Genomic DNA, 12787 nt, shown 5'->3' with positions numbered 1-12787 from the left:
AAGTCCGCGATACCTCTCGTCGTAGGTGTATTGTCCGGGATGACGCATGGTTTTTGGGTTGCTCCACACCGCTTTTATTGGGCGGACAGGCCTCTTCATCGTGGCCCCATTGGTTTTGGCCGGCGCCGCCCGAGCGGCAAGCGCGGACCCGATGCTCATCGTCGACGAGGACAATCTGAAGGTGCGGATGCATTTTCAGGCAGGCGTCAACGCCGTGGCGGAGGGCAATCTGTTCTGGATCCTGTCGGACATATTCGCCCCGGTCTTCGAATACGACCCGGACAAGGAGTGGATCGAATACTATGTGAAACCCGGAGTCAGTTTTTCAAGGACCTTCCCCGATGGCGTTACCGGCTATGGCAAGGCGTCTTTCGTCGCCTCCTACACCCAGGGAACCGATGCCTATGACTTCAGCAATACCGGGCGGATTACGGTTGAAGAAGCCTATATCGGCGCGCGCAAGACGTTCGATGATTCCGTCGAACTTGATGTTTCCGTCGGTCCCCGGGAACTGCGTCTTGGAACAGGGATGCTCATCGCCAATGGGGGATCGAGCGGCTTTGAGCGCGGAGCGCTTAAGTTTGGACCGAGAAAAGCCTGGGAGATGGCGGCCATCGGCCGGCTGACCCATGGCCGCGCCGAGGCAACGGCTTTTTACCTGGACCCGAACGAAATGCCGTCGACGGACAACAAAAACCAACTTGCAGGCTTCGATTTGCGCTTTGACGGGTCAGCCGGCGGTTATATCGGCGGAACCTATGTCCATATCCTGGAGTCAAACAACCCCTATCCGCAGGTTGTTCCGGGCGGAGGCGGTGCTCCGACGATCGTTGAGAATGCGCGGGAAAATCTGAATTTGCTCGGCTTCTATGCCCGGACAAATCCTCTTGAAAACAGGTTCGGGTCTTCATTTATCGGCGTGGACGCCGCGGTCGAATGGAACGACCGAACCGACATGCTCGCCTGGGGCGGCCGTTTTCAGGCGGGCCAGGTCTGGACTGACGCACCCTGGTCGCCATCGCTGACCTACACGTACAAGACATTCTCCGGAGACGATCCCAACACGGCTCGCCAGGAAAGGTTCGATCCGCTTTTCTACGATGGCAATCCGAGTACATGGGCGACGGGCTCAAAGTCCTCCATGACCTTCATCAATTCGAATGTGCAGGCACATGAGCTGGCATTGAGCGTCAATCCGACGCCACAGGATAAAGTAACCTTCCGCTATGCGCATATCCGCGCCAATGAATTGCGCAGCCCGGTGCAGTTCGGCCAGGCGACGCGCCTCGATATTGCCGGTGTCGACAATGTCGTCACCGGTGTCACCGATCCTTATCTCGCCGACGATTTTTTTGTCGAGTACAGCCGGATCATCAACCCGAACACCTTCCTGACCGCGGGCGTCAGCGCCTCGGTGCCTGGCAACGGACTCAGCCAGGCAGCCGGCCAGGACCTCCCGGTCTGGTATGGGGGCTTTTTGAACCTCGTGATCAATTATTGAACCGGCCGCGAAAACCAGGGAACTTCGCGAATAGACATCTGAATGCAAGGGAGCCGAAAATGCTTGGATACGCAGCCGTTCCGATGCACCTGTTTGGATTTGCCGCCATCATGCTGGCGACGTGCGGGCCAGCGCTGGCCCAATCGTCCGACCGATTGGATGCCCTGGCGTCCGATCCGAATAAAATGGAATGGATGCAGGGTTTTCCGCCGCCGCCCGACAAGCTGATTACACAACCGGATTCCAACTATTTCAGCTTCCCCAAGCTGCGCTGGTCGGTGTGCCATCTTCGCGAGTTCCTTCCGACCGAACAAATCAGCCGCGGGCTCGGTGCGCCGGTGCCGCTGGACTATCTCCGGCCGCATGACTTTGCCACGGAGCGCCAGAAGATCGACGCCCTGACATTCACGCCGATGAACACCGGCGAACCGATGACCTGGGAGGAGTCGCTTTATGCCAACTACACCGACGGCATCCTGATCATCCACAGGGGTCGCGTCGTCTATGAGCGCTATTTCGGCTGCCTTGAAGAGGACGGCAAACACGCCGCCATGTCGATGACCAAGTCGATTACCGGTCTCTTGGCCGAGATCATGGTCGTTGAAGGCGATCTCGACGAAACACGTCTTGTTTCAGACGTGATCCCGGAAACCGGCGACAGCGCCTTCGGCAATGCGACCATTCGGCAGGTCATGGATATGACGACGGGAGTACGGTATTCGGAGGATTATTCCGATCCCAACGCCGACATCTGGATCTATTCCGCCGCCGCAAGTCCGCTCCCGAAACCGGAAGATTATCAAGGCCCCAACGGCTACTGGGAATATCTTCAACAAGTCGAACCCGAGGGCGAGCACGGCTCGGAGTTCCATTACAAGACGATCAATTCCGATATGCTCGGCTGGGTCATTTCACGGATTTACGGCAAGCCGGTGACACAGTTGGCGTCCGAACGGCTGTGGCGCCGAATGGGCGCCGAGCAGGATGCCTATCAGACGGTCGATGGCCTGGGCGTTCCATTTGCCGGCGGCGGGCTGACGGCGGGATTGAGGGATCTCGGCCGGATCGGGCTCCTGATGCTCAACGAAGGCGTGATCAACGGCGAGCGCCTCTTTCCGGCGCAGGTTGTCGAAAATATCCGCAACGGCGGTGACCGGAGCAGGTTCGGTGACGGTTTTCCGACACTGGCCGGCGGAAGTTACACGAGCCAATGGTGGGTGTTCCACAATGAGCACGGCGCTTATGCCGCACGCGGCGTGCACGGCCAGACGATTTATGTCGATCCGAAGGCCGAGATGGTGCTGGTTCGCTTCGCGTCGTTTCCTCAAGCTCAGAACGGGCTTATCGATCCGACGTCGCTTCCAGCCTACCAGGCGGTTGCCGAATATCTGTTGACGCGGCCTTAGCGCGTGTCTGGTTTAAATGAAAGCATTTGATTTTCCGCTGCCATTGAGCCCGCGATCAGGACGCGTTTTGAACGGACCAGCCGGTCCGCGACAAGTCTGAGGCGCGGCACATCGAGTTCGTTTGCGAACTGGTTGATATTGCGCACCGCCGACGCCGTTTGACGCTGTGCGAAGGGCGTCTGCTCCGCGTCATCGCCATTTGTCTCTTCCATCCTCAGCGCCGATGCTTTTTCGGAGAAGCTGAGACTGCGGTATTTGATTTCCTTGCGGCAAAGCTCGCGTATGTCTTGGTGCGATTGCAGGCCCAATGCCTTGGCAAGGCGCGAGAAAGTCGGCGGATTGAGACTGCTGCTTGCCGCGACGGCCCGCAGCGAACGGCTTGCCACATCATGGTGATGATCGGCGATATAGTCGGCTGCCAACCTCAGTTGCGGACTGAGGTTTTCATAGTGAAGGGCGATCAGATCATTGATCGTTACGCGGCGTTCCAACCTCTATCTCCACCGGTCGAAAGGGCAGGAGCCGACTGTTTCAAAACAAATCCAACCTTGTCAATTCATGAAACATTTGTAACGGATTTGCGGGAAATTCGGCCAGACCATGGTTGAGATTGTGCTTTTCCAACCTCTCTTTTTCCGTAATCGCAACGTATATCCTAGATAATGCACAATAATGGTGCGGTAATTCCGGATTTAATATTGCATAAAGATCAGAAATTCAGCGTATTTACTGAAATGAAGTTCTCGGTAGTTTGCAGCGGCTCATATGCGACGAAACCGAAAGGCCGGGTTGCGCACAAGCGGACCGGAACGCGTGCGGCCGGTCTTCACAGATGCGTGAATCGTTGCCGGACGGGGACGGCGGAAAAAGATGAAATCTATTGATGGCCTTCCTTTTTTAAGCGGACTTCCGGCATCGGCGCGTGTCGTCGATGTGCGCTCACAGCGGTCTTTTGATCTGGATGAACTCTTTGCCGCCGCTGGCGCGAAGGCTGCCGAGATCGACGAACGCGCCGCCGGCCGGCCGGGCCCGGTTGTGGTAGCGGAGCCGGATGCCCCCGACATGCTCATGTCCCTGTTCGGCGCCTGGGCGGCGGGGCGGTGTGCCGTCCTTGTCAATCCGCATCTCAGCGATGAAGAGCGGCGCAATGTCATGTTGCACACCGCCGCGTCCGCCTGGCTGGGGCCGGGCGCCGCCGGGCCCGAACTGCCTCACCCCGCTGGCGGCGGGCGGCACGCTCCATTTGTGGTGCAGCCCGGGCGTTTCCGAAATCGCTTCGTTCGGCACGGTCATGGATCGCCACGCCATCTCTTTCCTCAGTTCGGTTCCTTCCTTCTGGAAGCTGGCGATGCGCATGTCCCGGCCGCCCGACAAGGCCCCGGCGCGGGTTCATATCGGATCGGCGCCCCTGTCAGCCGATCAGTGGTCGGCGATCGCCGAATGGATCGGTACCCGAAATGTGTTCAACATGTTCGGCATGACCGAGACCGCAAACTGGATCGGCGGCGGCATGCTCGCGGACGCGGAGGGACGCGATGGTTTTGTCGGCCGCATATGGGGCGGGACCTATGCGGTTCTGAAGGACGATCGCACCATTGCAACGGTCGGCAGGGGCGAGGTGCTGGTGCAGTCCCCGACCATCATGCAGAACGACCTCAATGCGCCCGACAAGACGCAGGAGGCGTTTGTCGCGGGCTGGTTCCGCACCGGCGACATAGGCGAACTGGATGAAGTCGGATGCCTGACGCTGGTCGGGCGCATCAAGTCGGAGATCAACCGGGCGGGTATCAAGATCCAGGCCGAGGAGATCGACATGCTGCTGGAGCGGCATCCGCAGATCGATGAGGCCTGTGCCTTTGCCATCCCCGATCCGGTCAGCGGCGAAGCGGTTGCCGCCGCGCTCGTGCCGTCCGACGGGGCGACCGTCGATACGCAGGAGGTGCGCGACTGGTGCCGGGCGCGGGCACGGGCCGAAGCTGTCCCGGCGGCTCTTTACATTCTGGAGGAGATTCCCAGGAACGAACGCGGAAAGATCGTCCGCGACCGGGTCCGCGAGGCGGCGCAGATGCAGGACAAATCATCGTGAAATGGCACCGTCGCCGTATTTCGGTCCTCAGCCGGACACTGGAAACCGAGCGCTTTTCCCTGGAGGTCGCCGGCAAGTGGCAGGCGCTCAAACTCTACAGGCGGATGAACGAGGATGCGGAAATCCTTCGCCAGCTTTCCCATTCGGACAAGAAGGCCGGGTGGCTGCGCATCCTGCGCAAATACAAATTGCCGAACCGCCGCTCCCGCTTCATCCATGCGATCGTGCCGAAAGGCGGCACACTGAGCATCGGCTATCACGAAATCTACCTTACGCCCTACAAATCCGCATCGCTCGGCGTCGTCATCCTCGACCGCGACTGGTGGGGCAAGTCCGTGCCGCTGGAGGTGCGCAAGGCGGTTATGGCGCATTTTGTCCGGCATGCCGATGTGGAACGCTTCACCGGTTCGGTCGAGGCGCGCAACTTCGCCTCGGTCCTCAACTACAGGAAGCTGGGTTTCAATCACAACGGGACGCTGCATCGCTGCAGCTTCGACACGACCCGCAATGCGGCGGTCGACTATCTTCAGTTTGAGTTGTTGCAGGAGGATTTCCCCGCATATATTTCCGGAGCGGACAGATGAGCGCGATGGAGAACGCCCGCCGGATCGTCGCGGAAGCGACCCGCACGCCGCTTGAACAATTGTCCGATGAGGCCGGCATCGACACGCTGCAAGGCTGGGACAGCATCGCCCATGTCAATATTATCCTCGCGGTCGAGCAAGTCTCGGGGAAGCAACTGACGCCGGAGGCGATTGTCAGTATCGTATCGGTGCGCACCATCGCCGACATCCTGGGCACGGAAAGCGAACCGAAATGAGCGCACGGGACGCCGCGGACGGTCAGCGTTCCCTTGCGGCCGTGCTGTGCGCGCTGGCCGATCCTCAGGCGAAAGGCCCGGCTGCCGGGCACATCGCATCTGTCGATGCACAGCGGCTTTTCACGGCGCTCCGCCATCACGGCATCGAGCCGGTCGCATTGCCGAAACTGGCGGCGCTGGTGCCGAAAGAGCCGCCCTATACCCAGTTGCTGGATGAAGTCCGCGAGGGACAGCTTCTTGCCAATGCGCACGCGATGGTTCTGGAGGCGCAGGCGCTGCAGGTGATGAATGCCATCGAGGCCGCCGGTCTGCCTGCCCGGATCGTCAAGGGTCAGGTTTTCGCCAAGGCGCTTTACGACCGGGCGTCCGACCGGCCGTTCACCGATGTCGATCTCCTCGCCGATCCCTCCGCCGCACCCGCCATTGGCGACATCCTGAGGGAATGCGGTTTTATCCTGCACCAAAAGGAGCGGTTTGACCGGTCGGCACGCAATATGGAGCAGAAATGGGTGCGCTCCGACGACCACAATGTTCTCATCGAGCTGCATGGCAACCTGGTTCACTATGCGAGCCTGAGGCGGCGCCTGTCCTTCGGGTATGACGACTATGTGCTGGCCTGTGCCGACGGCGAACATCCCGCCGTCGGCAACCTCCTGACCGCCGTCGTTCACGCGGCTGCCGGCCACAAATTTCATCGCCTGCAATTGCTCGTCGACGTCCTGCAGGCGGCGCGCCGGCTTGATGAGGGTGATATCGACTATCTTCGCTCCGTGCTCGACGCGATTCCGGCCCGGCTCGAGGTTCTTGTCTGTCTTGACCTGGTGTATGCGCTCTTCGAGGACGACGCGGCCGGTCATATTCGCGACAGCCTTGCAAGCGGCAAAACCTATCGCCGGAGCCGAAGCCTTGTTACGCCGGCGAGCGTGATCGCCACATGGGACGACACGGGCCACCGGTCGCGGATACGCAGGCACGCCTTTCGCTGGGCGCAGCATCTGGTCTCGCGCCGGCGGTGACGTTCAGCGGCCCAGTCGCGAATTTATCAGCGCCGCCGCATCCTGCGGGCGTCCATTGATTTCCAGCAGATAACAGCCGGCCTGACCGAGGGCTTTGGAGTAGACGTCCATTCGCTGCTCGTGGCCGGGAAAGAGCCCGGCGGAACCGAGGCTGATATTGTCATCCATGATGGATGTGAACGCGTCGACGCAGTCCTGTTCGACAAGGCGCATCGGACCGCTTGTGCGACGAAGGGCAATCACCGCCAACAGGGGGGCCGGCGCGTCCTGCGCAAGGTAACCGCGATCGCGCAGTGTGGACCGCTCCATCCATTGCTCGTCCTTCTCGTCCCAGCACCGGCCGTCGACCATCTGCGAAAGCCACGGCAGCATGCCGGCGCTGTTGCGATGGATCTTGATCGCGCGCGGAACGCCCCGGACAATCACGCTTCCAGGCGGGTTCGGCGAAAGAACGGTCGCATCATCCGTGCACAATCTCCAACCCGCGCCGACGAGCGCCAGCGATGTGGTTGTCTTGCCGGTGCCGCTGGACGCGTGCAGGATCACCCGGCCCGCCTTGTTGGGCGTTTCGACGCAGGCGGCATGAACCATTGCGTGCCCGTTGGCTGTCAGCACCTGATCGAGTGCGAAGCTCTGGGCGACGCTGAGCGTTGCGGCCCGGCAGCCCGGCGCGACAAGAAACACGGCCGCGCCTTGTTCGACGGTAAATCGGGCGAGGAGTTCGTCCGGCGCAAAAATGCTCCAGGACGAAGCGCCGCTTGAGAAGTGAAACAGACCTTCGTCTGCGACCGGACCCCGGTAGAACACCGTTTCGCCGCCCGGTTCATCGATGCTGTCGACGGGCTTGAGGCAAAGGTGGAAATCGGGCGCGCCGGATATCGTCTCCCGCAACTCCCAGGGACCGATGAGGCTCATCAGCGGGGCGATCAGGGTCTCGTCCGCGCAGTCGAGTGCGAGACGCACACCGGCAAGGTCGAAATATCTGGAGCTCAAGGGCCCTGATCCGCTTTGTGAACATGGATGGGGATCATGTCGTCCATGATGTCGTTGACCAGGGAGCGGCCATCCACAACGACCCAGCAATGGGCGCCGATCTTGTCGCGTTCGATGCTGTTTTCCTTTATGCCGAAATGCAGCTCCGGCCGGTGGCCTGCCTTCTTGAGGAACCGGTAGCCCAAAATCCCCTGACGAAAACAGCGCCGTTCGCGCATCAGCCAGGGCCGTCTGGTGACCCGCATGACGGCACGGGCAATGAATTCGGGATCGAAACCGGTATAGCGGATCCATCCGTCGCCATCCGCGAGCCGCATGGCGCCGGCCAGATCGCGGCCGACAACAAGCAGCGGCAAAAGCCTTGCCGTCGTCCAGAGTTCGAGACGGAACAGCCGCCGTTTCACCGTCTGCCTGGTTTGTGCGCCGTTCTGTGCGTTAGCGCTTTGCGTCGATATGATCGAGCACTCCTTCGGATTGAAGATATGTGAGCAACTCCTCCAGGTCGCTCAAAAGCGCATCGCGCTCTATGTCGAACTCGCCGCAAACCGCATCCGCGGTTTCGCCGAGATCGCGTTTGCCGTCCATGTGCCGAAGAAAAGCTTCCGCCGTGCTGTTGCAGGAATAAATCTGTCCGGTATCGGTCTTCAGAATAACGCCATTGTCTCCGATAGAGCGGAAAGTGGCTTTATCTGACAGCTTGAACTTGGATTGCGGATCAAGTACCATTTTATTTCCTTGGCGCCAGCAGTGTATTTATCACCAATTATTCATTTAAACCAATTTTGTTTGGATTTTTCTGTCAATTGACAAATTAATACTGGAATTTCTATTTGGTGAATTGTTGAAGCTGGCGTTAATTCCAATGGAAGACACGGTTTGCCGGAAACATTTGCATCATGACGGCGAATGCCCCTGTGACCGAACCCGTCGTCCGCACATCAAGAGGCCGCCGTGTGATGAAGCTTCCCCGTATTATGGTGGCGCCGAACGGCGCCCGCCGGACCAGGACCGATCACCGGGTCTTGCCGGTGACAATTCCTGAAATCGTGCAGGCTGCCGCCGCCTGTTTCGAGGCCGGCGCCGGTGCCGTTCATGCTCATGTGCGCGATGCCGACGGTCTGCATGTTCTGGATGCGGGCCTTTATCGCGAGCTCATAGCGGAAATGGGCGCGACTGTGCCGGAGATGGCGGTGCAGATTACCACCGAGGCCGTCGGCCGGTACAGTCCGGCCGATCAGCGTAAACTCGTTCGCGACGTCATGCCGGCGACGGTGTCGGTGGCGTTGCGCGAGATGCTGCCGGATGACGGCGAGCGCGCGGCTTCAGGGGATTTCTATCACTGGACCGCCGATGCCGGGGTCAATTTGCAGCATATCCTCTACCAGCCGGACGAACTGTCGCTGCTCTTTGCGCTGATCGGCGAGGGTGTCGTGCCCGCAGACAGTCTTCAGGTCCTGTTCGTGCTGGGACGCTATTCCGAGGGTCGGCAAAGCGCCGTCGCGGATATGGATCCGTTCCTGAACGGGCTTGCCCTGCGCGACCGCGTTGACGAGGTGGACTGGGGCCTGTGCGCCTTCGGAAAAAACGAGACCGACTGCCTGGTCGGGGCGATCAGGAGAGGTGGCAAGGCGCGCATCGGCTTTGAGAACAATCTCCTGAACCGGGACGGCCTGGTTGCCGCCGACAATGCCGAGCGGGTGAGGGAACTGGTGGCGGCAATCGGCTGACGGTCCGACCTCGCCGCTACACCCGCCGGAGCGCCGATCCGCCCGTCATGCCCGTGCCGGACTACTGGCAGACCACCGGCTGGCGCGCGCGGTGCGCGCGCATGTGTCGGAAGAAGGCACGGGCGAGTTCCTCGGCATCGTCAATGGCCGGTCCCGGATCGCATTTGTGGAGCGTTTCGGGAAGCGCCTCGCCTTTTCGTATCAATGTGATCGCGTCTTCCTCGATGCGTCTTATATCGCCTTCGGTAAGCCAGCCGTGCCAGCCGAGACTGGTCACCTCGCCATAGGCATGTCCGATGGCATTGTGGAACATCAAGAGCGCGATTTGCGGAGTCGACCTGGGCAACATGTCACAATCCTCTTTACCTGTCCCCGCAAAGACCCCTTACCCCTTGCTATGACCTTAAAGGCTCGCCTGTTAATCACCTACGCAGGCGGAGGAAAGGCTTGTCCAGTAAAGTCTGCGTGATCTTAGTGCTGCATCGCGCGGCCGACTGTGGCGAGAACCACATTCAACAAAATGGGGCATCATGCGGCATCAGGGCGTGTCCGTGACCACCGCTTCGGCTTCGATCTCGACATCGTAATCGCCCACCAGCCGGCTGATTTCGACAAGCGTATTGGCGGGTCTGATGGCGCCGAAATAGCGGCCGTGAACCCGTGACGCGGCGTCCCAGTCATCGGCGTTGCGCAGATAAATCCGCGTGCGGATGATGTCTTCGGGTCTGCCGCCGAGCGCGCGGACCGCGCCGAGGATCTTGTCGATGATATAGATGGTCTGACCACGCACATCGCCGGGACAGACGACACGGTTTTCTCCGTGCGTCGCTGTCGTTCCGCTGACGAGGATCCGCTCGCCATGCCGCACGGCCCGGCAATATCCTGCCACCGGCTCCCATTCGCTGCCTGAAAGCGCCTGCATGCGGCCGTTGCTTTCCATAGTTTCGAAGGCGGGCGGCAGCTGGTCGAGGTGATGGCTGAGGTCTCCGGACGCTGTGAGATAGGGCGGACGCCGGTATTCGTCGCCGCAATCGCCCGGCACCGCGTCCATCGCCTGTGTCACCTCCTCGATTGCCGTCCGGTCCGCATCGTCAAGCGCGAAACCGAAAACGGCGGCATTCGAGGCACGGTGCTCGGATTGCGTCAGCCGCGCGCCGATAATGACGGCCGCGACCGCGGGCTGGTCGAGCATCCAGCGCGTGGCGACATTGGAGATCGTCACCCCGTGTTTCCCGGCGATGGCTTCAAGGCACACAAGCAGGCGCTGGAACGCCTGCCAGCCGCCGACCGTGTCAATGAAACGCTTGTATTTCATCTTGCTCCAGTCGGGCACGGAACCGGGTTCCGGCTTGGCCAGCCAGTGCTCCGAGATGAACCCGCCCGCAAGCGTTCCATAGGCGAGCAGCTTGACGTTCCGTTCGAGGCAGAGCGCGCTGAGCGGCCCGAGGGCGCGGCGGTCAAGCAATGAGCATGAGACCTGATTGCTTGCGATCTCGTAGCCCTGCTGCAGCAGCAGATAAAGGTGGTCCGTGTCGAAATTGGTCAGGCCGATCTGCCCGATCACACCGTCCTGCTTGAGCCGCATCAGCGCGTCCATCACATCGAGATAGCCCGGATAGTCGAACGACCACCAGTGCAGTTGCAACAGGTCGATGGTCTCGACACCGAGCCGCTCGCACCGCTCGGCAATCCCGGCGCGCACCGCCTCCGGCGATGTCTGGTCCGGTTCGGGGCACCATTTGGTCAAGAAGCGGGCGTCTGTTTTGCCCTTTGGCGACAACAGCATGCGTCGCGCCTCGCCGCTGATCAGCTCGGCCGAGCCGTAGTGGTCCGCCATATCGAACGTGTCGAAACCGTCGGCGGCGTAATCGACAAGCACGCCGGCCGCCTGTTCGCGATCAAGCAGCTTGCCGTCCCGCTCGAGATCGGCCACCTGCCAGAGCCCCGTGATGATACGGCTGACGCCGAGCCCGGGCGCCAGTTCAATACGACGAGGTGTTCTGCCCACCATGAGCCCTCCACGACAAACAACGGCGATGCGCCCGGCGTTGCCGCCGGGCACGGGGGTTCAATTGCTCAGCGATGCGATGAATGCATCCACTTCGTCGAGGGTGAAATACTGCACCTCCTCCGTGCCGCTGTCGGTGAACTTCCAGGCAACCGCCGGAGCCGATACGTCGCCATTGGCGTCGAATTTCACCGGGCCGGTTCCGCCCTGGTAGGAGATCGACTTGCCGGCACCGAGCAGTTCCTTGGCCTTCATCAGGCCTTCCTTGTTGGGGAAGATCGGCTCGCCCTCGGGGTCCGTTACCCTGCCCACGGACGCGGCAATGGCCGTGCCGGTGTTTTCTTCCGCCGCTTCCATGGCGAGCATGGCAATCATGGCGGCGTCGAAACTGTTGGGCAGGCCCGGGCCGTTCGGCTCGGCATCGAACTTTTCCTTGTAGAGCTCGACAAAGCCGCGGGCGCTTTCGGTGCGTGGCTGCGCGCTGTCGTGGCCGACCGTGTCGCCGAGATACTGGATGCCGACGCCCGCGCGGAAATCATCGGATTTCAAGGAGTTGGCGACCACCATCTTCTGCGCGCCGCCGAGTGATATCCACTCGCGCGCGACCAGCGTTCCCTCCGTCGGATAGAGTGCCAGATAGATCGCGTCCGGCTGCGTCTTCAGCGCTTCGGTGACCTCCGAGCGATAGGACGACTGGCCGTCGGTGATGGCGATGACAGCAGGCACGGTGATGCCCATGCTTTCAAGGTCCGCTTTCACCAGCCGGCCGATATCCTGCCCCCAGTCGTCGTTCTTGTAGAAGATGGCGACATTCTTGTAGCCGCGTTCCTTGACGAGCAGCGCCGCGACGGCTGACTGGTTGCGTGTCGTCGCGAAGGTGCGGAACCACAGCCCGTCGGTCTTGCCTTCCTCGGCGATCGCAGTGAAGGCGGTCGACGACGAGCAGCAGGACATCTGCATCACCTTGGAGGGCACGGTGACCGAGGTCAGGATCGGCATGGAGACGCCGGACGACACCGCGCCGAGCAGGACCGGAACCTGTTCGAGATCGACAAGCGCCTTGGCGGCGTCCACGCCGACCTTCGGGTCGGTTTGCGTGTCGCGCAGGGTCATTTCGACCTTGCAGCCCTTGACGCCGCCGGCCTCGTTGAAGAGATCGACCGCGAATTGCGCGGTGGCGGCGATCGGTCTGCCCCAGTCGACGGATGTCGGCAGGACCGCGCCGATGGT

General features: G+C 61.0%; 15 protein-coding genes. 7 read left to right on the top strand and 8 right to left on the bottom strand.

Translation table 11 applies throughout. The annotated features are described in order from the left end of the window. Positions 1–100: 100 nt before the first annotated feature. Positions 101–1501 (top strand): alginate export family protein, encoded by a 1401-nt coding sequence (locus AC5E6N_RS01625; protein WP_491746161.1) that lies wholly within the window; start codon positions 101–103, stop codon positions 1499–1501. 59 nt (positions 1502–1560) lie between these two features. After that, positions 1561–2907 (top strand): serine hydrolase domain-containing protein, encoded by a 1347-nt coding sequence (locus AC5E6N_RS01620; protein WP_491746160.1) that lies wholly within the window; start codon positions 1561–1563, stop codon positions 2905–2907. Here AC5E6N_RS01620 and AC5E6N_RS01615 read toward each other — a convergent pair. Further along, complete coding sequence (locus AC5E6N_RS01615; protein WP_491746159.1) at positions 2904–3398, bottom strand: MurR/RpiR family transcriptional regulator; 495 nt, start codon at positions 3396–3398, stop codon at positions 2904–2906. The genes AC5E6N_RS01620 and AC5E6N_RS01615 overlap by 4 nt on opposite strands. A 448-nt stretch (positions 3399–3846) precedes the next feature. Further along, the gene (locus AC5E6N_RS01610) at positions 3847–4263 is read right to left on the bottom strand and encodes a hypothetical protein (protein WP_491746218.1); all 417 of its coding nucleotides are present in this window, start codon (positions 4261–4263) and stop codon (positions 3847–3849) included. On the opposite strand from AC5E6N_RS01610, the gene AC5E6N_RS01605 reads away from it, so the two are divergent. The 4 genes from AC5E6N_RS01605 to AC5E6N_RS01590 are packed head-to-tail and all read left to right on the top strand — an operon-like array spanning position 4151 to position 6829. Beyond that, entirely contained in the window at positions 4151–4993 is an 843-nt protein-coding gene (locus AC5E6N_RS01605) for a class I adenylate-forming enzyme family protein (protein WP_491746217.1), read from the top strand. The two genes, AC5E6N_RS01610 and AC5E6N_RS01605, sit on opposite strands and share 113 nt — an antisense overlap. Continuing rightward, entirely contained in the window at positions 4990–5577 is a 588-nt protein-coding gene (locus AC5E6N_RS01600) for a GNAT family N-acetyltransferase (protein WP_491746158.1), read from the top strand. Before AC5E6N_RS01605 ends, AC5E6N_RS01600 begins: the two co-directional genes overlap by 4 nt. After that, on the top strand, positions 5574–5813 hold the full coding sequence (locus tag AC5E6N_RS01595) for an acyl carrier protein (protein ID WP_491746157.1): 240 nt from the start codon (positions 5574–5576) through the stop codon (positions 5811–5813). Before AC5E6N_RS01600 ends, AC5E6N_RS01595 begins: the two co-directional genes overlap by 4 nt. Continuing rightward, on the top strand, positions 5810–6829 hold the full coding sequence (locus AC5E6N_RS01590) for a nucleotidyltransferase family protein (protein WP_491746156.1): 1020 nt from the start codon (positions 5810–5812) through the stop codon (positions 6827–6829). Before AC5E6N_RS01595 ends, AC5E6N_RS01590 begins: the two co-directional genes overlap by 4 nt. A gap of 3 nt (positions 6830–6832) precedes the next feature. Here the strand turns inward: AC5E6N_RS01590 and AC5E6N_RS01585 are convergent, their stop codons facing one another. From AC5E6N_RS01585 to AC5E6N_RS01575, 3 genes are read right to left on the bottom strand one after another with little or no spacing between them, the layout of a single operon-like run. Then, complete coding sequence (locus AC5E6N_RS01585) at positions 6833–7822, bottom strand: hypothetical protein (protein WP_491746155.1); 990 nt, start codon at positions 7820–7822, stop codon at positions 6833–6835. Further along, positions 7819–8226 (bottom strand): lasso peptide biosynthesis B2 protein, encoded by a 408-nt coding sequence (locus AC5E6N_RS01580; protein ID WP_491746154.1) that lies wholly within the window; start codon positions 8224–8226, stop codon positions 7819–7821. Before AC5E6N_RS01580 ends, AC5E6N_RS01585 begins: the two co-directional genes overlap by 4 nt. 31 nt (positions 8227–8257) lie before the next feature. After that, entirely contained in the window at positions 8258–8548 is a 291-nt protein-coding gene (locus AC5E6N_RS01575; protein WP_491746153.1) for a PqqD family protein, read from the bottom strand. Between the two features lie 170 nt (positions 8549–8718). Between AC5E6N_RS01575 and AC5E6N_RS01570 the strand changes: the two genes are divergently transcribed. Next, positions 8719–9549 (top strand): 3-keto-5-aminohexanoate cleavage protein, encoded by an 831-nt coding sequence (locus AC5E6N_RS01570; RefSeq protein WP_491746152.1) that lies wholly within the window; start codon positions 8719–8721, stop codon positions 9547–9549. Positions 9550–9610: 61 nt separating this feature from the next. On the opposite strand, the gene AC5E6N_RS01565 is transcribed toward AC5E6N_RS01570, so the two are convergent. The 3 genes from AC5E6N_RS01565 to AC5E6N_RS01555 all read right to left on the bottom strand — a co-directional run. Next, positions 9611–9898 (bottom strand): hypothetical protein, encoded by a 288-nt coding sequence (locus tag AC5E6N_RS01565; protein WP_491689230.1) that lies wholly within the window; start codon positions 9896–9898, stop codon positions 9611–9613. A 189-nt stretch (positions 9899–10087) separates the two neighbouring features. After that, the gene (locus AC5E6N_RS01560) at positions 10088–11560 is read right to left on the bottom strand and encodes an aldo/keto reductase (RefSeq protein WP_491746151.1); all 1473 of its coding nucleotides are present in this window, start codon (positions 11558–11560) and stop codon (positions 10088–10090) included. Between the two features lie 57 nt (positions 11561–11617). Continuing rightward, the coding region (locus AC5E6N_RS01555) for an ABC transporter substrate-binding protein (RefSeq protein WP_491746150.1) at positions 11618–12787 on the bottom strand (1170 nt) is incomplete at its 5' end.

The organism is Hoeflea sp. (genome assembly GCF_984452065.1).
Note: the sequence above shows the minus strand (reverse complement) of the source record. Positions and strands in the feature narration are given on the sequence as shown.